Here is an 18,745-nt window from a genome sequence, read left to right as displayed (position 1 = left end):
CGCCCGACCGAACCCTGTCGCCGGTCGAGTAGCGAGCGACCGAACCCTTCGCCGGTCGAGTAGCGAGCGACGTAGGAGCACGCGTATCGAGACCCCCGCGAGGGTCTCGATACGCGTCGTCGCTTCGCGCCGGCGTTACTCGACCGGCGAATGCGGTTACGCCGCCATCGGCATGAGGCCCGCGGCCGTGACGACGAACTCGCCGTCACGGGCGTCGACGTGCACCGCTCCGCCGTCGCCGACGGCACCCGACACGAACAGGTCGGCGATGCGGTCGTCGACCTCGCGCTGGATGACCCGGCGCAGGGGGCGAGCACCGTACTCGGGCTCGTAACCGCGCTCCGCCAGGAGCGCCACCGCGGCATCCGTCACCTCGAAGCCGACCTCGCGCGAGGCGAGGCGACGCGCGGTCGCACCCAGCATGAGGCGCACGATCTGCTCGAGCTGCGGCTGGTCGAGCTTCTGGAACAGCACGATCTCGTCGATGCGATTCAGGAACTCGGGCCGCATGGCCTCGCGCAGCTTGCCCATGACGCGGGCGCGCACGTCGTCTTGCGACGAGAAGCCCGAGCCGTCGGCCGAGGCGACGAAGCCGAGCGCTCCCGACCGCGACGCGAGGAACTCCGAACCGAGGTTCGAGGTCATCACGACGACCGTGTTGCGGAAGTCGACCGTGCGGCCCTGGCCGTCGGTGAGGCGTCCGTCGTCGAGCACCTGCAGCAGCAGGTTGAACACGTCGGGGTGCGCCTTCTCGATCTCGTCGAACAGCACGATCGAGTACGGGTTGCGCCGCACGCGCTCGGTGAGCTGGCCGGCCTCGTCGTAGCCGACGTATCCGGGAGGGGCGCCGACCAGTCGCGACACGGTGTGCCGCTCGCCGAACTCCGACATGTCGAAGCGGATCACGGCGGTCTCGTCGTCGAACAGGCGGTCGGCGAGGGCCTTCGCGAGCTCGGTCTTGCCGACACCCGTCGGCCCGAGGAACAGGAACGACCCGACCGGCCGACGCGAGTCGCCCATGCCGGTGCGGTTGCGGCGCACGGCCTTGGCGACCGCGGTGACCGCGTCGTCCTGCCCGATGACGCGCTCGTGCAGCTCGCCCTCGAGGTCGGCGAGGCGCTCGCGCTCGGTCTCAGTGAGGCGGTTCACCGGGATGCCGGTGGCCCGCGAGATCACGGCCGCGATCTGCTGCTCGTCGACAATCGTCGCCGGTTGAGTAGCGAGCGACGAAGGAGCACGCGTATCGAAACCATCACCCTCCGTGGTCTCGATACGGCGCTGCGCGCCTACTCGACCGACGGAGACGGCCTCATCGAGCTTCGCCTGCACCTTGACGATCTCGTCCCGAATCCGCGACGCCTCCTCATAGTGCTCACCACTCACCGCGGCGTTCTTCTCCGCCTCGAGCTCCCCGAGCCGTGCCTGCAGCGCCGACACATCGACCTTCACTCCGAGCTTCAGGCGCAGCCGCGCGCCGGCCTGGTCGATCAGGTCGATCGCCTTGTCGGGCAGCACGCGGTCGCTCAGGTAGCGGTCGCTCAGTTCGACGGCGGCGCGGATCGCGGCATCCGTGTATTCGACACCGTGGTGCTGCTCGTACGCAGGCTTCAGGCCCTGCAGAATCAGCACGGCGTCTTCGATCGACGGCTCGCCGACGCGCACCGGCTGGAAGCGGCGCTCGAGCGCCGGGTCCTTCTCGATCTTGCGGTACTCGTTGAGCGTGGTCGCACCGACGAGGTGCAGCTCGCCCCGCGCGAGGCGCGGCTTAAGGATGTTGCCGGCATCCATGCCGCCCTCGCCAGCCCCACCTGCGCCGACGACCGTGTGCACCTCGTCGATGAAGACGATGAGCTCGCCCGTGTTCTCGGCGATCTCCTCCATCGTCTTCGTGAGACGCTCTTCGAAGTCGCCGCGGTAGCGGGTGCCGGCGAGCATGCCGGGCAGGTCGAGCGCGATGACGCGCTTGCCGAGAAGGGCCTCGGGCACGTTCTCCTCGACGATCGCGCGGGCGAGGCCCTCGACGATCGCCGTCTTGCCGACGCCGGCCTCGCCGACGAGCACGGGGTTGTTCTTCGTGCGGCGCGACAGGATCTCGATCGTCTGCTCGATCTCGTCGGCACGGCCGATCACCGGGTCGAGCTCGCCGTTCGCGGCCCGCTCGGTGAGGTCCATCCCAAACTTGTCGAGCATTGGGGTGGTCGACTCGGTCGGTTGAGTAGCGTCCGACGAAGGAGGACGCGTATCGAAACCACCTTCACCATCGGTCTGCGCTTCGAAGTCTTGACGCATCCCCTGCGTCAACGCCTCAGCAGTAACCCCAGCCCTCGCAAGCACCTGTCCCGCAGGCGCATCCTGCCCGAGCACCAACGCAAAGAACAGGTGCTCCGGGTCGATGTACGTCGCCCCCGACGACCGCGCCACCTGATAGCTGTGGAACAGCGCCCGGGATGCCGACGGCGTGATCGTCGCCGCGTTGATGTCGGCGATCTCGGATGCCGCGGGCAGACGTGCCTCGGTCGCCGTGATGATGCGCTCGGGGCTCGCCCCGACACGGCGGATCGCCTGCTGCACGCTCTCGTCCTCGACGATCACGCGCAGGATGTGCAGGGCGTCAAGCTCGGTCTGTCCGCGCTCGAGGGCGAAGCGCCCGGCCTGCTGAAGAATCGATTGGGTGCGCGCGGTAAGGAACCGGCTGAGGTCGATCGACCGCGCCTGTCGCGCCTGCTCACCGGCGAGGTATCGGGCGAGGAACTCGTCGAACGAGCTTGCGCCGGCCTCGTTGAAGTCGTTGGGCACCTGGCCTCCTGGTTGAAGTTGAGTGTGGTTCGCTCAAGTTCAACGCACAGTGCACGTGCGTATTCCCGTGCCCTAGGGAGGCAGGATGCTGCAACGATCAAGCCGGGAGCCGCCACACTTCCGGTCGCTCCGCAACTTGTCCACCCTACGCGGCTGTCAAACCCGCCTCGATGGGATCGGGATGGTACTCGAATCGAGTCACTTGCGAGCGGGTGTCCTCACCCGGCACCCGGCTGAGCTCAATGGTCACGAGCGATTCGCCGGCTCGAGCTGGCGCCAGCTCGAGCGCCAAGTACTCAAATAGAGAACGTTCATGCACCGCGATAACAACCTGCCGACCTAGGTCGTGCGCAAAAGATCGAAGTAGCGCGCTGAATTGCGCGACGTGGACGTCGTCCATCGCTTGGACAGGATCGTCAAGGAGCAACAGTTCGACCGAGGTCTTCGCCGTGGCATTCAGCGAGAGAAACAACGTGAGCGCTGCGGTGTTTAGGTTCCCAGCGCTTAGTACGAGGCCGGGTGGGCCGGCCATCTTTGTCCGCTTGTTCACCGCACGGAGGCTCACCCCGCCACTTCGAGGACTATCGGATGCGACGAACTCAGGGACATACGGTTCATCTGGCGCCAAACGCGTGAACAATTCTCGCCACGTTCCGTTCAGCGTGGAGTCGAAGACTTGTTCAACAAGTCGGTTCCGAAGCTCAACCGCACTCTTGCTCAGGCGGGCTGCAGATTCGACGCGCTCCTTCGCCGCGGCAAGTTGGCTCTTCGCGACCGAAATCCGCGCTTCGAATGATGAATGAACATCACGCAAGTCCGCAATCTCTCTCGCGCGATCTTCCATTGCCTGTGCGATGTCGATCCGCTCGTTGAACGCGCTGAGTTCTTCCGCCGCTGATCTGTGGAGCGCTTCAACCCGCCCGAGGATGTCATCGAGCTGCTCTCGGAAAGGCTGCGTTGCATCCTGCCGCAGTCCGAGGCCGGCGTCGAAGCCAATCGCAGACAGCTCGCCTCGCAGCCGATTCAGTCGATCCGCCGTTGCGCGCGAGGCGCTGAGAGACGACTCCACCCGCTGCCGCTCCTCGACGTCACGGGTTACGCCTGCGGCGCTCGGTCGGGCCCCACGAATCCGAGCTAGCAGGTCATTCCCTGTCGCTATGCGGGACGTAAGCGATAGGAGAGCTTCCCCGAACTCCAGACCGTCCAGAACTCGTTTCCTCTCCCTGGCTAGTTCATCCAGGCGTGTTTGTTGCTTGTCGCGATGCTCTCCCAGCGCCGTGATTCGCTTCGCCAAGATACCGAATTGAGAAATGCGCACGGCAAGGTGACCTGCCAGCGATCCGTCGTGAAGCTCGCCGAAGTCGCGCCCACAAACTGGGCAGATATCGTCATCGATGTAGGGAGCGATTGCCGACAGAGCTTCCGCAAGCCCTCCGACATCAGACTCGACCGCAACCGATGCGATTTCCGCGTTGGTCTCCGTAACTCCTTGCAAAGCGACGGCAACCTGCTCATCAAGCGCTGCCAACCGCTTCCGGCTAGCGCGGTCTGCGCCAATCCGCGCGCTGGCGCCAACCAGAACGTCAGTGATGAGGCCCTCGGCGACTTCAAGGCTCTTCTCGACTGCGCCAGGTTCTGCCGATAGCTCTAGCTCGACGTTCGCGAAGGAAAGGACCTCCATCAACAAGACCTGACAGGCGGCCTGTGAAGTGGACTGCCATGACGTTATTCGATTGTTGGAGGCATGAAGCCGAGCCTCGAGATCCAAGACATCAATCGACTCGGTCACTCGTAGGGACTCAAACTGAGCACTGACATGTCTGACTCGTTCGAGCAGTGCGGTGCTCGGCCCCATGCTCGGGACTTCTTCGAGTCGATCACCACCTACTGACTTCGCTTCCTCGCTCAGAGCAGCATGGGCTCGCCGAGCGCGCACGACTTCAGCCTGGGTCTCGCTCGCTCGCTTCGTTAGGAAGTTGAGTTCGGCCTCAAGATCGGCGAACTCGGGAACCAGTTTGCGAACTCTTCGGACGTCCCGAGCCGGCTCCAACCCAGCAATCAGCGCGTCGAGTGTTTCGAGGCCAAGCAACTCATTCACGAAGCGGGCCAGAGCCGAGTCACCTCGGCGGTCAGACTGCTCGTACGTCTCAAGGAGCCGCGCCATAGTCGACTGGGCCAGGTACGCGCGCTCACGGAGAAAGTCGCGGTCTTGCGCTTCCAAGAGTGATTCCCCCGAGCGTGCCCCTTCGGCCAACTCGAAGATTGTGCTCGTGGCTCCGCCGTTCCCTATCGAAAGCGCCACTGTTCCGCTCGCCATCCCGCTATGGAGGAGGTGCTGCGAAAGTTGCCCACCGAACCCTTCCAGCGAGCTGACACCGCCGGTAAGCCCAAGCTCAATTGCGGACATGATCGACGTCTTTCCAGCGCCGTTCGCACCGTGCACAAGGATCACCGACGCGTCTAAGTCACATCGGACCGTGCCGCGGATACTGCGAAAATTGCTTACCTCAAGCGAGTGCAGCTTCATTTCGCTACCAAGGGTTCAGCTATGAAGGCGCGCAGGTGCTCTCGCACTCGCTCCTCGCGGGTAGAACCTCCTAGCAATCGGCTGCCAACAATGAGCGGGTCGCTAACGCTAGAGCGACGCATGACGGAGATCGGATCTACTGACGTCACGGCGCTCCGTTCGAGGTGGAGGGGTAGCAGCACCCGAAGATCATCCTCGACGCTGTCCGTTCGAACGAGGAGTACGCGGGCATACCGACTCATCTCTGACCGCGTCTTCGCGTCTAGCCTTTCCGCGTCAATCACGACCGTAATCGATGCCTTCGAACCCATGTAGTCGAGTCCTCTCGCCAGAGCCGCAAGCCTACGTGGCAGGGTGCTCTCATATTGCGCGCCGAGGATCAGATTGAACCCCGCATCGCTGCTCCAGAACACGAATTCGAACTCAAATGATGCCGCTCCGATGTTCAGTTCATCGTCCATCTCGGCATAGCCGCCCGCTCTAAGCAGCTCGACTGCCTTATCTCGAAGTTTCATAGCACCAAGTACTCCTCCAGAGCGTCCAAGATCGAAGCCAAGGAGTCGTAGGGGGATGTAATAGCATCGAGGTAGATCGGCTCTGCAACGAACCGGCCCGTACGACCCACTGAATGTTCTGGCGACCTCCGTTGAAACGGGCTGCCGTTTGCAATGACGGTCAATGGGCCGCTCAGATCGTCTTTAGCCAACGCCGCAGCATATGCACCATCGTCCGCGAAAGCCTGCACGTTTCGTTCAACACCGCCCGGCAGTATGAGGTCGACCGAACTGGGATCCAACATCGGTGACTTGATATCCCAGCGGCCTTCTTGGGCTCCACTCGCCAAGGCGCCAATTGCCAGCGACAGCGCAGCGAGTTGATTGTCTTCCGGGCGACCAGTCGTCACACTTGACGTCTCAAGGACGGCCCGTTCAGTTAGTGGTTCGTACATCGCCGCGCCAGTCTGGCCGCGCCTGAATCGCGCGATACCGCGAGAAACACTCGCGATTGGTGCAAGTACGTCCGTAAGCTCGTCGGCCCCCAGCGCGGCCGACATCTGCGCCGTCCAAACCTCAACCCCTGCCCGAATGGAGTCACCCACCGTGGCATCAATCTTGAGCTCGTCAACGGCGACAAGGAGTTTTGATTTCCATACGTGCACGAGCAGAGCGAGAAAAACTACGCGTGGATAGGCACCAAGGCAGGCGTCCTCTTGTATTTGTCGCGAATTCGGAGCATAGGTTGTGGAGTAGGCCTGCTTGAGGACTTGCTTCTGATCTGTCCCCAACTGCGGAGTCGCCACAACCACGGCGCCGGTGTCAGACGGCCAAACCCATGGGTTCATGTCAGCCGCCGAGCCGAACACAGCTTGAATGTCGGCATCCTGCGCGGAGAGCCCAGCGATCAGGCTCGGGTGATCGCGCACGATTCCAGTAAGTCTCTCGCGAAGAGCCCGAAAACTCTGATCGGTGATCCAATCGAAGATCTGCGACTTGCGCCCGATCATTAGCGGTCGATACCGATCCTCCTGTGCGTGCGCGAGCGTTGCGTCCCCGTGGAACTTGACCAACTCAGTTCGAGCGTGTGGCGGCCGGAACTCGTCAGGATGAACCTCAACCTTCAGTAGGCCAACCCGCGAACCGAAAAGGAGATCGTAGGCGCGTTCGACCAGTGGATCCCAATTCGCCGAGACAAGAATCGGTGCTGCCCCTTCAGCGCCAAGCATCGCAACTGCGACATGCTCGATATCGGGGTCCATAGGCCCTGCATACTGGGCCACGACATCGATGCCTTCCCAAAGCAGGTAGTCGGCGGGAAAGCCGTCGACATCGACGTCCAAGGCCGCCGAGTATTGATCTGCGAGGGCATTGCAGATCGACCCAAGTTCCTCCCAATCTATGAGGTTCTCGAGCTGATGCTCATCGTTAATCTCAAAGCGAGCAATCCGAAGGATTTCGTGGAGAGCGACCCGATGCGGGCCCTCGGCCTCTGGTTCCAGCCTTGCGACGAGAAACTCCAGGAGGCCCTGAAGGAACGCGGGGACCGTCCTCGCACGCCGCTTAGAGATTCCGGATCCGAGCCAAAAACAGTAGTGACCCCTCACCACGTTTTCGACGACCTGGCCATGATCACGCGACAACGACTCATACAGGTCAGCGACTGATGGATTAGGCAACGCTTCGTCCTCCGTGACAATGGGTCCCTCGATTGTGCCCCAAATTCGCTCGACAGCACCGGGTCTCAGTTGACAACTCGCCAAAATCGACAGGGACTGGTGACGCGGCGATAACGCCGGCCCGGCCCGCTACCCGGATCCAGCGAGTCCTGTCACGCTCCCGCTCGCGGTCAGTATCCAGATCGGCGACGGCGTGACGTGAGCAATGATCCGAGGTGATGCGACCAACCTCGCTCACGACACGTCAAGCCATGTGAAGAATGCCGCGATCGAATCGATCGGGCAGAACGCCGCCATGGAACCGGCAGAAGCGTTTCTTCGGTCTCTACATGTCCCATCACTCGATGCTCGTCGAGTCGTTGACGCACCACCCCCACCGGCGTAGACCTGAGTCAGCCCGAGAAGGAGGTGCCGTCATGGCGAAGGATCTCTTGGTCACCCTCGAGGACCAGCCCGGCGAGGGGGCTCGACTCGGCGAGGCGCTCGGCAACGCGGGCGTCAACATCGAGGGCCTCTGCGCGCTCATGGAGGGCGGGCGGGGCGCCGTCCACATCCTCGTCGAAGACGTCGCGGGCGCCAGGGCGGCGCTCGAGAGGGCCGGCATCGCGATCGATGCCGAGACCGACGTCATCGTCAGTCCGGCGCTGCCCGAGCCCGACCTCGACACACCTGGCGTGTTCGGTGGGATGGCTCGCGCCCTCGCCGAGGCGGGCATCAACATCTCGCTCGTCTACGTCGCCTCGCGAAACCGGGTCGTGCTCGCGACGAGCGACAACCAGCAGGCCACCCGACTGCTGCAGTCGATGATGTAACCGGCTGGCGTGGGCCTCAGTCAGCTCGCTCTTGCGTCTCTATGGCCGCACGTAACGCCTCGATGTAGCGGGCAATGATCTCAGGTCGCTCTACACCGAAGTAATGATTCGGCATCCTCAACGGACGGAACGACAAGCGGACCGGTTCAGTCGCGCCTTCGATCAGCAGGTCGACCGACTGAGCGACGCCGAACGGATACTCGATTGTGCCGAGGGCGATGTCGTCGACGTTCCTACGTGGAATGGCGACGTCGGTAGAGCTCGCCCAACCCGACAAGACTCGGATGCCGCTCTCATCGGCGACGAGGAGACCGAAGCCCGGATTCGAAACGTACGGCGCGCGGCGCCCGACAGCCGCGCCGGCCGCATCGAGTTCGTACGGGAGTCGAGCTGTCACGAGGAACGGCATCACTGCTGCGCGGGGAGCCACTTGCTCTGCCGCGCGAACTCGCGCGGCATGCTGCAGCTCGAACCACATGAAGACTGATGCCACGATCACCGCGAGAAGACCCATCAGGGCGAGAGCAACACCGCCCTCACGTGCAGCAATGCCAGCACCCGCCCCAGCGATACCCGCGATGCCGATGCTCACCCAGCCCATCCACCACCACCCACTGCGCAATTGCTTTGCGTGCGAGTCGATATCCCTGACAGCAGCGTCGAGCTTCGGATCGAGTGCCACGCGATCACCCTAGTGCCGCCCGTGTCGCGCACAGGAGTCGCATCCTAGGCTGGCAGCGTGCCCCGTCTCCACGCAGAACCCGATCGCTCCAAGTGGGTGCCCGTCACCGATTCCCTCGGATTCCGCGGCCGCCGCGCCCGCAAGCAGGCGATCGGCATGCTGCTGTCGCAGGCCAAGGGGCCGAGCGCCGAGCCCTCGAAGGGCGGCGGCTTCAGCGCGTGGGCGTTGAGTCAGGCCGTGCCGCTGCTGATGCGCAAGGCGGCGGGGCGGGTGCTCGTGTGGGTCTGGAAGGCCGAGCCCGACCTACTGGTCGTGATGGCCCAGGTGCAGACGGCGACGCCCGAGATCCGAATCGCGCGAGCCTCGATGCCGATCGAGTACGACGACACCGAGGAGTTCCGCGGCACCTACCTCGGCGTGGGCGAGAAGCTCGTCATGGCGCTGCCGCCGGGCGGTCGCCCGCCGTTCGCCACCTACACGTGGGATCTCGGCACGCACCTCGTGACCGTCACGGCCGTGTGCAGCGATCGCGAGCGGTTCGGGACGGTCATCGGGGCGGTCGACGACCTTGCTCGCGGCATCCGGGTCGTTGACGACCTCACCGTCGGTGAGTCGTCGCCGGTGCTGCGGATCGATCCGGCCTGAATCTCGGCGAGGGTCGCGACCGTTTTCGGAAGCAGTCACCGACGAGGGCTGATCGAATCGGGACCTCGTTTCGAGAATCCAGCACGTTCGTCTATCGATGAACCCACCCAGAAATGCCTGATGGTTGGTGCAAGACTCATTACGGTTGGCTCATGAAGAGCAGCGATCAAGGAGTCGTGTTCTCGGAACCGGCCGCTATTCGTGGCGTCGCTCGCGCGATCGATCATCGAGCTATGGATCTCCGGGCTACAACATGCCGATAGATGTGCTCCTCGGCGGCTCCACCGTCCCGATCGACGATGCGGTGTTCACGACTCTGCTCGACAACTCCGTCGCAGGTACATACAAGGGCTACGAGCGTGCGCTCGAGTCGCACAACATCAAGTTCGCCGACCTCGTCTATCTCGCGAACAAGGGTGAGATCCCGTACCCCCTCTTTTTCGCTCCACTCCCCCTCGTCGAGGCGCAAGTGGCCAAGAAGACACAAAAGCTACTCGCCGGCGTCAGCAAGGAGACGTTCTCAATTGGTTCCCGAGCGCGAGTAGAACTTCGTGACGTCGAACTGATCGTCAAAGATCTCATCCGTAAGCAGCAATTGCTGAAGAAGCACGACAGCTCCCTCACGGGGAACAGAATCGTCGGGATGCTTCGCAAGCTTGGCGTTTCGCCGGATGCGGATGCGGATGCGGAGCGACTCATGTCGGCGCTGGGTCTTGCTCACGACTCGATCCGCGGATGCCGAAACAAGGAGGCCGCCCTCGATTTGATGATCGATCGGCTGGAGGCGAACCAGGTACTCGTCTCCCGCAGCGTGCAGCATTACATGCCTCAGCGCCTTACCCATGTGAGCTTCAGCGGCATGACGATCCGCGATAGCAAAGTGCCCTTCATCTTCCTTGCTGGAGGCGACCACGGCGACGGCCAGGAACCAGTCGGGAGGACCCTCTTCACTCTGACACTGATGGCGGTGCTCGTTGCACGGCGGATCTTTGCACCCATGACTTGGGACGGCGGCAGTACCGAAACCGACCTTGGCCACGAGTACGACGTAGCTGGCGCAATGCTCATGTCGAAGGAGCGTCTTGGAGCCGTCAGCCTTACATCTCTCGATGAAGTGAAGGCGGCATCTGATGAGTTCAAGGTAACGCCGAGCGCGGTCACTGTTCGCGCAATGCGACTCGGCATGCTCAGCACCGAAATTGCCACGATGTACCTCGACGAGCTGCGAGCCGAGTTTCGAAACCGGCCGAAGATCGGCGCTCGAAGCCCGATTCTGCCTGAGAACGCCGTGCGGAAGTACGGTAGTCGGGAACTCGCTCGACGCATGCTGCGAGCGCTCGATGCGACAAGTATTTCACCCGGTGAGTTCTGCCGCACCGTGTGTCTGAACCACATTCGGCCACATCAGATCAACGATCTCAGGAGAGTCGTTTCGTGAACGACGACTTCGGGCAGAGGTACGTCGTGGACACGAACGCCCTGACCTATCTGAGGCGACACCGTCGCGCGAGCGCATTCTTCCAAGAGAACGCGGTCATACCCGATGCGGTTCTGCGCGAGGCAAAAGGTTTCCCCGACATTGATGCCCTGCGGAAGAATCTGCACCCACTTACACGCGGGGTCCTCGATTGGCTCGTCGAAGTCATGGCAACGATCCCCTCCGACGATACGGGTCTCGTTGACCTGTACGCCAACAAGGGCGGCGCCGATCCGTTGGTTGTAGCCTCCGCCCTCGATGGTCGAACGCAGGACAGTCAGTACCTAGACGCACCAGAGTGGATCGTCGTCACCGACGACGAGGCGGTGCAGGACAAGGCCAGAGAGTTTGGACTGCCGGTGCTGACAAACGTGCAGTTTGCATCGCTGATCGACTCGGCAGAGCATCACAGTTGAAGGTCGAACTCTCAGTCAGTCAGCGACGATGCGAAGCGCTCCCGCACCGCATCCAGCACCACCTGCAGCGCCGGCGAGTCCGCCTGGCTGCGCCGATGCACCGCCGACACCCCGCGCGTCGACGCCGGCCGCACCGTCGGAATCGCCACCAGATCCGGGTGCAACGCCGGCCGCCCCATCCGCGGCACGAGCGCGACCCCGAGCCCCGCGCGCACGAGCTCGAGGTGGTTCTCGAACTCCATCGACTCGTGCACGACGCGCGGCGCGTTCGAGACGCCGTCGAACAGCCGCCGCAGCCATTGCCGGCAGATCGTCGAGTCGAACGTCGCGATCCACTCCTCGTCGGCGAGATCGGCCGGCGTCAGCTCGGCGGCGCCCGAGAGCGCGAGGCGGTGGTCGCGCCGCAGGATCACGTCCGCGACATCCGTGAACAGGGGCGTCTCGACGAGGTGATCGGGCATCGCGAGCGCGACCCCGCCCCACCGGTGCACAATGCCGAGGTCGCGCTGCCCCGACGCGACGAGCGCGATCGTCTCCCACGGCTCGCTCTCGCGCATCGGCACCCGCAGCTCGGGATGCTCCGCCCGAAGCCGCGGCAGCACATCGACGAGGATGCCGCGGACCGCCGTCGAGAACGCACCGATGCGCACCTCGCCGGTGACGCGGCGGGGCGCCCCATCGGCCACGCTGACCCCGCCGGCCAGGTGCAGGTCGGCCTCGAGACGTTCGAGGTCGGCGAGCACGGTCGCCGACGACGTGACGAGGTGACGCCCGGCGTCGGTGAGCACGACCCCGCGGCCGGCGCGTTCGAGCAGGGCGACGCGGGTGCCGCGCTCGAGGCGCTTGATCTGCTGCGACACCGCCGACGGCGTGAAGCCGAGCGCATCGGCCGCGGCCGCGACGCTTCCGTTGGTCGCCACGGCACGCAGGGCGACCACGGCTTCGAGATCGATCATGTACGGATGCTACCGAATCACGCGCACAAATGATCGCTGGTGTTTCCGGATGCTTCGCGGTGAAGTAGAGACCATGACGAGACGCGACATGCTGCTGGCCGCCCTGGTGGCGACGATGTGGGGCTTCAACTTCGTCGTGATCGACTGGGGCATGAGCGGCATCCCGCCGCTGTTCTTCGTCGCCGTGCGCTTCGCCGTCGTCGCCCTCGCCGTGGTCGTCGTGCCGCGCCCGCTCGCGAGCTGGAAGACCGTCGTCGGCGTCGGCCTCTTCATGAGCCTCGGCCAGTTCGCCCTGCTCTACACCTCGATCGCGCTCGGCCTGCAGCCCGGCATCGCGGCGCTGCTGCTGCAGGCGCAGGTCGTGCTGACGATCGTCGTCGCGGCCCTCGCCCTGCGCGAGCGCCCCAGCCGCCTGCAGACCATCGGCGTGCTCGTCGGCACCGTCGGGCTCGGCGTCGTCGCGCTCGGTCGCGACGGCGATGCCCCGGCGATCGCCGTCGTGCTGTGCCTGCTCGCCGCACTCTCGTGGGCGATCGGCAACGTCATCTCGCGCAAGGCCGGCCCGGTCGCGCCCGCGAAGCGCTTCGGCGCGCTGTCGCTCACGGTGTGGTCGTCGCTCGTCGTACCGCTGCCCGCGCTCGGCCTGTCGGCGCTCATCGAGGGACCCGACGCGATCGCCGCAGGCATCGCCGCGTTCGGCTGGCGCCCGATCGTCTCGACGCTCTACACGGCGGGGCTCTGCACGCTCGTCGGCTACGCGATCTTCAACGGGCTGCTCGCGCGCAACCGCTCGGCGTCGGTCGTGCCGTGGGTGCTGCTCGCGCCCGTCGTGGCCATGGCGTCGGCAGCACTGCTGCTCGGCCAGATTCCGAACGTATGGGAGACCGTCGGCGGGCTCGTGCTCGTCGCCGGGGTCTTCATCGCGAATGCGCCGGCGCGGCGACGGGCTCAGCCGCCCTCGGATGTACCGGAGCGGGTTGTGGCAGCGCCGGCGTCCGCCGTCAAACCTCGGTCGTAGCCGCCTCGAGCGACGGGCATCACAGTCGCGCTGCGCTTTCCGCGTTGTCGCCGAAACCCTCACTGAGCGGCGACATCGGCCGCGACATCCACCTGCCCTCGACCGCCCGTTCGCTGGATCGGCCTACGAGTGGTCAGCTTCGGCGAGCCGGGTCATGATCTTGGCGAACTGCGCTCGCTCGGTCGGCGACAGCGGGGCGAGCAGCGCCTCCTGAATGCCGTCGAGCACCTCGTCGAGCTCGCGCAACGTCGCCGCACCGGCCGTCGTGATCGACACGATGTTGCGCCGTCGATTTCGGGGGTCGACCTCGCGGGCGACGAGTCCGCGCTCCGACATCTGCGCGAGGGCCGCCGTCACGTCGCTGCGGTCGATGCCGGTGCCTCGCCCGAGGTCGGCCTGACTGGCCGGTCCGAACTGGTCGAGCGCGGCGAGCAGCCGGTAGTGGTACCCGCGCAAACCGTCGCCGTGGGCTTCGAATCCGCTCGCGAGCAATGCCGACGCCCTCGCGGCGGCTCGGCCGAGCAGCCACGTGGGCCGGTCTTTGAGGCGGTCTGGCGTGCGACCGGAAGGAGTCTCGCGCATATCCCGGATTCTAGACACTTGTTGGCGCGGCCAACAGTTTGCTATGTTGGCCGTACCAACATTGGATCAACCAACAAAGGGGCAGATCATGTCAGCACGTACTTCTCGCGTACTCATCGTGGGGCGCAGCGCGGCGGTACTCGTCGACACCGTGGCGATGCTGCGTCAGCGCGGTTACGGCGCGAACGCCAGCAACCAGTTCGATCAGCTGCTCGACGACTACGACTTTCGCGAGGTCGACCTCGTGATCTTCGGCGGAATGGTGCCGCCGGAGAAGAAGGAGCAGCTCCAGGTCGACATCCGCGACCTCAATCCCGGGGTGACGTTCATGCCGGGCCTCGGTGGCGTGGCACCGTTGCTGGTCGCGCAGGTCGAGCAGTTCTTCAACGGCGCCGCTCCAGACGTCGACTACGACGCCGAGTCCCGGGTGCTCCGGGTGAAGCTCGATGACGCCGCACCGGTCGCGGTCGAGGGCATCTGGGGCACGTTCGTGCCGCCGGAGCCGGTGGGACACACGGTGACGGCGTTCGAGGGCGAGCTCGACGCCGGCGAACACCACATCCCGATTCCCGACGAGGTCCCGTTCGAGAGCTCGTTCGCCGCCGTCCGCGTCGGAGGTCGCGTGTCCGTGTTGCAGATCGGCGCGACGCCGCAATCCGTCAGGCGCATCGTGCCCGGCTCGCTGCCGGCCCCCGAGCCCGTGTCGACGCGCCTCCCCTGGGCGTAGGGCGTCTGAACCCGACCTGGCCGCTTCGGCACGAATCGGGAACCTTCGGCGCCCCTCCGGACATATCTCTATGGGCCGTTCCCACGCTTCGACGACGAACCGGAGGTGCGCATGCGCGAACACGAGATCAACGGGTCACACCGATCACCCGGCCGCCGACGAACGCTCGCGGCCTGGAGCCTCGCCGTGCCCGTGGCATCCGTGTTCGTGCTGACGGCATGTGCGTCGCCCGCCGCCGACGCCGTCACCGCCGCGCCCACCGACCCGGCCTCCGCCGTCGTGAGCATCGAGATGCCCGACTGGGCGCCGTACCCCGAGTCCGACCCGCCGCTCACCGAGGCGGAGTCGGAGGCGAAGCGGCTCGCGGACGCCGACGCGCGCTGGCAGGGCGTGGTCGCGAGCTTCCCCGACGCGGTGCGCCCCGAGGTCGTGTTCGCGGGCTACGTCACCGACGAGAACCGCATCGACGTGCTGCGCGAGTGCTACCAGTCGGCAGGCCTGACGGTCGACGAGGGTCGGGTTGCCGGCAACACCGACGGGCCGCCTGACTCCATCAGCTGGTCGGGCAGCGGCAGCGAGGCCGAAGCGATCGCGGGGTACTCCTGCGACACGGCGCACCCGACGAAGTTCACCGACCCGGGGCCGAACGACGCCGAGCTCGGGTGGATCTACGACTACCTCACCGAGTTCTACGCACCGTGCCTCGCCGCGAACGGCATCGAGGTGGCCGACCCGCCTGGGCGTGACGTCTGGGTCGAGACCTACCCGGGGTTCGTCTGGTTCCCCTCAGCCGGTGACGACGAGCGATTCATGGATCGTGAGATGGATGCCGCATTGCACGATGCCTGCCCCGACCCCGACACCTACGTGCTCACGGTCGTGAGGCCGTCGCAGTAACGAGGTCCAAGGCGCTCCACCGAGCGCAGAGGGCTCCCCGTGAAGCACGCTTCAGACGAAGAACCACGAACGCGCACCGATCAGATCAGGCAGATTCTGGTCGAGACCGTCGAGAACGAGCCGACGGCGAGGCGGAGGCGCCGCTGGAAGGCGGTGCGCTGGATCTCGCCGTTCGCGCTCGCCGCCATCGGCGTGACGACCGTCGCGGGCGCCTCGTTGCTCGGCTCGGGCGGCGACGAGTACTCGATCATCCACTGCCTCGAGTCCGTCGAACGCGGCCCCGACGGCAAGTACGCCGACGCGCAGGCGATGCTCGACGAGCAGCGCATGGGCAGCCCGACGGTCGACGACGCCCTCGACGTCTGCCGCGAGATGTGGACGCAGGGCGCGCTTCCCTTCGGCGGCGACCCGCTCGATCCCACACCCGAGTACCACGAGCCGCCCGCCGAACTCACCGCGTGCGTGCTGGCCGACGGCGACATCGCCGTCGTGCCGGGTGCGGCCGAGGCGTGTCGTCTGCTCGGGCCTGCTCCGTTCGGATAACGGCTCGCCGCTCGACCGACCTGCGGTGGTCTCGATACGCGCTGCGCGCTACTCGACCGACCTCCGCCGACGAGCGGTCACAACCACCCTCTGTCGCGGGCGATCGTGAGCGCCTCGATGCGGTTGCGGGCGTCGAGCTTGCCGATCGCGTTCGAGAGATAGTTGCGCACGGTGCTCGTCGAGAGGAAGAGCTGCTCGGCGATGTCGTGGATGGTCGCGCCGTCGGCCGATGCCCGCAGCACGTCGGCTTCGCGCCCGGTGAGCGGGTTGTCGCGCACCCCGAGCGCCTCGGCGGCGAGCTGCGGATCGACGACCCGCTCCCCCGCCCGCACCCGCCGGATCGCCGCGGCGAGCTGCTCGACCGGATCGTCCTTCACGAGGAATCCGTTCGCCCCCGCCGCGAGCGCCCGCGCGAGGTACCCGGGTCGTCCGAAGGTCGTGACGACCACGACGAGACACGCGGGCACTGCGGCGCGCAGCGGCGCGATCACGTCGAGCCCGCTCGGTCCGGGCAGCTCGATGTCGAGCAGCACGACGTCGGGCTGCAACCGCTCGGCCGCCGCGACGACCTCGTCGCCCCGCTCGACCGCGCCCACGACGGTGAGATCGGGCTCGAGTTCGAGCAGGGTGGCGAGGGCCGAGCGCATCATGCGCTGGTCTTCGGCGATGAGGATGGTAGTCGGCGCGCTCATCGCCCCGCCTCCCCGGGCATCGGCACGACGGCCGTGAGGCGGAACCGCGGCGCCGTCTCGACGGCGAACTCGCCGCCAGCCGCTTCGACGCGTTCGCGCAGCCCGCGGAGCCCGTTGCCCGGCTCGAACGTCGCCCCCGAGGCATCCGACGATGACGAACGACCGGCCCGCTCGGGGCCGTCGTCGGAGAAGTCGACCACGGCGCGCCCGTCGGTCACCGAGACCGCGATGACGCACTCGCGGGCCACCGAGTGGCGCAGCACGTTCGTCGCACCCTCGCGCACCACCCAGCCGAGCACGGCGTCGACGGTGACCGGCAACGGCCGGTCGGGCAGGGTGACGGATGTCGCGACCCCGGCCTGCTCGAGGGTGCGACGCGCGTTCGCCACCTCGTCGCCGAGGCTCGCCGATCGCGAGCCGGCCACCATCGAGCGCACCTCGCCGAGCGCGTCGCGGGCGATCGCCTCGACATCCGCGATGTGCCCGGTCGCGGCATCCGGATCGCGGCTCATCATGCGTCGCGCGGCCTCGGCCTTCACCGCGATGACCGAGAGCGAGTGCCCGAGCAGGTCGTGCAGGTCGCGCGAGAACCGCAGGCGCTCCTCGCCGACGGCGGCGACGGCGAGCCGCTCGCGGGTGCGATCGAGCTCGCGGGCCAGCGCCACGTAGTACTGCACGAGGTAGTTGCCGGCCCCGCCCGCGAACGCGGCGAAGCCGACGAGCACCGCGGCCTCGAGCGACCAGGCCTCGAACCCGACGGCGAGCGCGCCCGTCACCGCGACGGAGCCCACCACCCCCATCGCCCACCGGCGGCGCACCGCGAGCGAGGCGGCGACCGCGAGCAGCGGAAAGAGCAGGGCCTGCCCCGACTGCCAGAGCACGAGGTAGCCGGTGCAGAGGGCGAGCAGCGCGATGAAGAAGACCTCGGTGGCGCCGCCCGGGCGGCGCCCGGCTCCGAACGGCCGCGAGACGGATGCCGCGAACGCGAGCCCGATGAGCACGACGTACGCGATGCGCGCCGGGTTGCCGGCCGTGATCGCCGAGACGAGCGGGGCGACGAGCAGCACCGGCGCCGCGATGAGCGCGAGCCACGGAACGGGCCGGTAGGCGAGCCACGCCGCCGTGCGCGGTGCCGCCTGCGGGTCTTCGGTCGTCGTCATCACGTCACGCATCCTGGTCGGCTCGGCGTTCTGGCTTGCTCCGTGCGTCAATCTACTCACCGCCCCTGGCCGGGGTTCGGTCGCGTCGCGGCGCGGCGGGCGGCGAGGGGCATGCCGATCATGAGCGCGGAGCCCGTGACGAGGTGCATCACGAGGAGGGCGACGAGCACGCCGCCCGAAGCGCCGGCGCCGACCGGCCCGAGCAGCGAGAGGGCGAGCAGCGGCCAGCCGACGATCGCGAACGTGCGGCGCGCGTGCCGGGTGAACCGCTCGAGCAGGGCGATGAAGCCCCACGCGGCGAACCCCGTGACGAGGCCGACGATCACGATCGACGCCGGGGTCACGGTCTGCGCCGTCGCGCCGGCACCGGCGATGAGGTCGAGCCCCGCGAGCGGCACTGCGATCGCCCAGACGAGGAGCGGCAGCACGATCGCCGCAGCGATGGTCGCGAGCCGGGCGAGTCGGCGGCGTCGGGCGGCCGCGGCCTCGGCGCGGGTCTCGTCGGCGGTGTGGTTCTGCTGGAGCTGGTGGGTCGTCGTATTCATGTCTGCGACGCTACGAAGGGCGCGGCGACGCGGGCAGAGACGAATGTCACCGATCGGGAGGGACGAAGGTACTGCCGAGAGGTGGTCTCGATACGCG

At 66.2% G+C, this 18,745-nt stretch carries 19 protein-coding genes; 9 read left to right on the top strand and 10 right to left on the bottom strand.

Annotated features, from left to right (window positions below; genetic code table 11):
* Positions 1-156 precede the first annotated feature (156 nt).
* The 4 genes from AC3RJ6_RS06025 to AC3RJ6_RS06010 all read right to left on the bottom strand — a co-directional run bounded on the left by AC3RJ6_RS06025 (position 157) and on the right by AC3RJ6_RS06010 (position 7,079).
* Entirely contained in the window at positions 157-2,796 is a 2,640-nt protein-coding gene (locus AC3RJ6_RS06025; protein WP_491426001.1) for an ATP-dependent Clp protease ATP-binding subunit, read from the bottom strand.
* Between the two features lie 145 nt (positions 2,797-2,941).
* Positions 2,942-5,323, bottom strand: coding sequence for an AAA family ATPase (locus AC3RJ6_RS06020; RefSeq protein ID WP_491426000.1), 2,382 nt, complete (start codon positions 5,321-5,323; stop codon positions 2,942-2,944).
* Entirely contained in the window at positions 5,320-5,838 is a 519-nt protein-coding gene (locus tag AC3RJ6_RS06015; RefSeq protein WP_491425999.1) for a hypothetical protein, read from the bottom strand. The genes AC3RJ6_RS06020 and AC3RJ6_RS06015 overlap by 4 nt, the downstream gene beginning before the upstream one ends.
* Positions 5,835-7,079, bottom strand: coding sequence for an SIR2 family protein (locus AC3RJ6_RS06010; RefSeq protein ID WP_491425998.1), 1,245 nt, complete (start codon positions 7,077-7,079; stop codon positions 5,835-5,837). The genes AC3RJ6_RS06015 and AC3RJ6_RS06010 overlap by 4 nt, the downstream gene beginning before the upstream one ends.
* On the opposite strand from AC3RJ6_RS06010, the gene AC3RJ6_RS06005 reads away from it, so the two are divergent.
* Positions 7,059-7,484 (top strand): hypothetical protein, encoded by a 426-nt coding sequence (locus AC3RJ6_RS06005; protein WP_491425997.1) that lies wholly within the window; start codon positions 7,059-7,061, stop codon positions 7,482-7,484. The two genes, AC3RJ6_RS06010 and AC3RJ6_RS06005, sit on opposite strands and share 21 nt — an antisense overlap.
* 428 nt (positions 7,485-7,912) lie before the next feature.
* Complete coding sequence (locus AC3RJ6_RS06000) at positions 7,913-8,308, top strand: hypothetical protein (protein WP_491425996.1); 396 nt, start codon at positions 7,913-7,915, stop codon at positions 8,306-8,308.
* A 16-nt stretch (positions 8,309-8,324) separates the two neighbouring features.
* Here AC3RJ6_RS06000 and AC3RJ6_RS05995 read toward each other — a convergent pair whose 3' ends face one another.
* On the bottom strand, positions 8,325-8,990 hold the full coding sequence (locus AC3RJ6_RS05995; RefSeq protein ID WP_491425994.1) for a hypothetical protein: 666 nt from the start codon (positions 8,988-8,990) through the stop codon (positions 8,325-8,327).
* Positions 8,991-9,047: 57 nt separating this feature from the next.
* On the opposite strand from AC3RJ6_RS05995, the gene AC3RJ6_RS05990 reads away from it, so the two are divergent.
* The 3 genes from AC3RJ6_RS05990 to AC3RJ6_RS05980 all read left to right on the top strand — a co-directional run bounded on the left by AC3RJ6_RS05990 (position 9,048) and on the right by AC3RJ6_RS05980 (position 11,528).
* Entirely contained in the window at positions 9,048-9,635 is a 588-nt protein-coding gene (locus AC3RJ6_RS05990) for a hypothetical protein (RefSeq protein WP_491425993.1), read from the top strand.
* A 145-nt stretch (positions 9,636-9,780) separates the two neighbouring features.
* A complete protein-coding gene (locus tag AC3RJ6_RS05985; RefSeq protein ID WP_491425992.1) occupies positions 9,781-11,073 on the top strand; it encodes a hypothetical protein in 1,293 nt (430 codons plus the stop codon).
* Positions 11,070-11,528: a hypothetical protein gene (locus tag AC3RJ6_RS05980; RefSeq protein WP_491425990.1), complete on the top strand. Its 459-nt coding sequence runs from the start codon at positions 11,070-11,072 to the stop codon at positions 11,526-11,528. Before AC3RJ6_RS05985 ends, AC3RJ6_RS05980 begins: the two co-directional genes overlap by 4 nt.
* An 11-nt stretch (positions 11,529-11,539) precedes the next feature.
* Here the strand turns inward: AC3RJ6_RS05980 and AC3RJ6_RS05975 are convergent, their stop codons facing one another.
* Positions 11,540-12,484, bottom strand: coding sequence for a LysR family transcriptional regulator (locus AC3RJ6_RS05975; RefSeq protein ID WP_491425989.1), 945 nt, complete (start codon positions 12,482-12,484; stop codon positions 11,540-11,542).
* A 73-nt stretch (positions 12,485-12,557) separates the two neighbouring features.
* Here AC3RJ6_RS05975 and AC3RJ6_RS05970 point away from each other — a divergent pair, with 73 nt between their 5' ends.
* Positions 12,558-13,502: an EamA family transporter gene (locus AC3RJ6_RS05970; protein WP_491425987.1), complete on the top strand. Its 945-nt coding sequence runs from the start codon at positions 12,558-12,560 to the stop codon at positions 13,500-13,502.
* 123 nt (positions 13,503-13,625) lie between these two features.
* On the opposite strand, the gene AC3RJ6_RS05965 is transcribed toward AC3RJ6_RS05970, so the two are convergent.
* The gene (locus tag AC3RJ6_RS05965; protein ID WP_491425986.1) at positions 13,626-14,084 is read right to left on the bottom strand and encodes a MarR family winged helix-turn-helix transcriptional regulator; all 459 of its coding nucleotides are present in this window, start codon (positions 14,082-14,084) and stop codon (positions 13,626-13,628) included.
* Between the two features lie 88 nt (positions 14,085-14,172).
* On the opposite strand from AC3RJ6_RS05965, the gene AC3RJ6_RS05960 reads away from it, so the two are divergent.
* The 3 genes from AC3RJ6_RS05960 (at position 14,173) to AC3RJ6_RS05950 (ending at position 16,251) form a co-directional block, all read left to right on the top strand.
* Entirely contained in the window at positions 14,173-14,811 is a 639-nt protein-coding gene (locus tag AC3RJ6_RS05960; protein ID WP_491425985.1) for a hypothetical protein, read from the top strand.
* Positions 14,812-14,922: 111 nt separating this feature from the next.
* Positions 14,923-15,708, top strand: a complete 786-nt coding sequence (locus AC3RJ6_RS05955) for a hypothetical protein (RefSeq protein WP_491425984.1) — start codon at positions 14,923-14,925, stop codon at positions 15,706-15,708.
* A 39-nt stretch (positions 15,709-15,747) separates the two neighbouring features.
* Positions 15,748-16,251, top strand: coding sequence for a hypothetical protein (locus AC3RJ6_RS05950; RefSeq protein ID WP_491425983.1), 504 nt, complete (start codon positions 15,748-15,750; stop codon positions 16,249-16,251).
* Positions 16,252-16,328: 77 nt separating this feature from the next.
* Here the strand turns inward: AC3RJ6_RS05950 and AC3RJ6_RS05945 are convergent, their stop codons facing one another.
* Genes AC3RJ6_RS05945 through AC3RJ6_RS05935 form a run of 3 tightly spaced genes read right to left on the bottom strand, consistent with a single transcriptional unit; the run spans position 16,329 to position 18,648 of the window.
* Positions 16,329-16,943, bottom strand: a complete 615-nt coding sequence (locus AC3RJ6_RS05945; RefSeq protein WP_491425981.1) for a response regulator transcription factor — start codon at positions 16,941-16,943, stop codon at positions 16,329-16,331.
* Complete coding sequence (locus AC3RJ6_RS05940; RefSeq protein ID WP_491426235.1) at positions 16,940-18,103, bottom strand: sensor histidine kinase; 1,164 nt, start codon at positions 18,101-18,103, stop codon at positions 16,940-16,942. Before AC3RJ6_RS05940 ends, AC3RJ6_RS05945 begins: the two co-directional genes overlap by 4 nt.
* 56 nt (positions 18,104-18,159) lie before the next feature.
* The gene (locus tag AC3RJ6_RS05935; protein ID WP_491425979.1) at positions 18,160-18,648 is read right to left on the bottom strand and encodes a DUF6069 family protein; all 489 of its coding nucleotides are present in this window, start codon (positions 18,646-18,648) and stop codon (positions 18,160-18,162) included.
* Positions 18,649-18,745: the final 97 nt, after the last annotated feature.

This window comes from Agromyces cucurbitae (assembly GCF_058349945.1).
Note: the sequence above shows the minus strand (reverse complement) of the source record. Positions and strands in the feature narration are given on the sequence as shown.

Bases quoted from the DNA above. Each gene is read 5' to 3' on its own strand.
- AC3RJ6_RS05940 (WP_491426235.1), bottom strand. From the start codon at position 18,103: ATGACGACGACCGAAGACCCGCAGGCGGCACCGCGCACGGCGGCGTGG.
- AC3RJ6_RS06010 (WP_491425998.1), bottom strand. From the start codon at position 7,079: ATGGACCCCGATATCGAGCATGTCGCAGTTGCGATGCTTGGCGCTGAA.
- AC3RJ6_RS06020 (WP_491426000.1), bottom strand. From the start codon at position 5,323: ATGAAGCTGCACTCGCTTGAGGTAAGCAATTTTCGCAGTATCCGCGGC.
- AC3RJ6_RS06000 (WP_491425996.1), top strand. From the start codon at position 7,913: ATGGCGAAGGATCTCTTGGTCACCCTCGAGGACCAGCCCGGCGAGGGG.
- AC3RJ6_RS05945 (WP_491425981.1), bottom strand. From the start codon at position 16,943: ATGAGCGCGCCGACTACCATCCTCATCGCCGAAGACCAGCGCATGATG.
- AC3RJ6_RS06005 (WP_491425997.1), top strand. From the start codon at position 7,059: ATGCTCGATATCGGGGTCCATAGGCCCTGCATACTGGGCCACGACATC.
- AC3RJ6_RS05935 (WP_491425979.1), bottom strand. From the start codon at position 18,648: ATGAATACGACGACCCACCAGCTCCAGCAGAACCACACCGCCGACGAG.
- AC3RJ6_RS05975 (WP_491425989.1), bottom strand. From the start codon at position 12,484: ATGATCGATCTCGAAGCCGTGGTCGCCCTGCGTGCCGTGGCGACCAAC.
- AC3RJ6_RS05970 (WP_491425987.1), top strand. From the start codon at position 12,558: ATGACGAGACGCGACATGCTGCTGGCCGCCCTGGTGGCGACGATGTGG.
- AC3RJ6_RS06015 (WP_491425999.1), bottom strand. From the start codon at position 5,838: ATGAAACTTCGAGATAAGGCAGTCGAGCTGCTTAGAGCGGGCGGCTAT.
- AC3RJ6_RS05960 (WP_491425985.1), top strand. From the start codon at position 14,173: ATGTCAGCACGTACTTCTCGCGTACTCATCGTGGGGCGCAGCGCGGCG.
- AC3RJ6_RS05955 (WP_491425984.1), top strand. From the start codon at position 14,923: ATGCGCGAACACGAGATCAACGGGTCACACCGATCACCCGGCCGCCGA.
- AC3RJ6_RS05965 (WP_491425986.1), bottom strand. From the start codon at position 14,084: ATGCGCGAGACTCCTTCCGGTCGCACGCCAGACCGCCTCAAAGACCGG.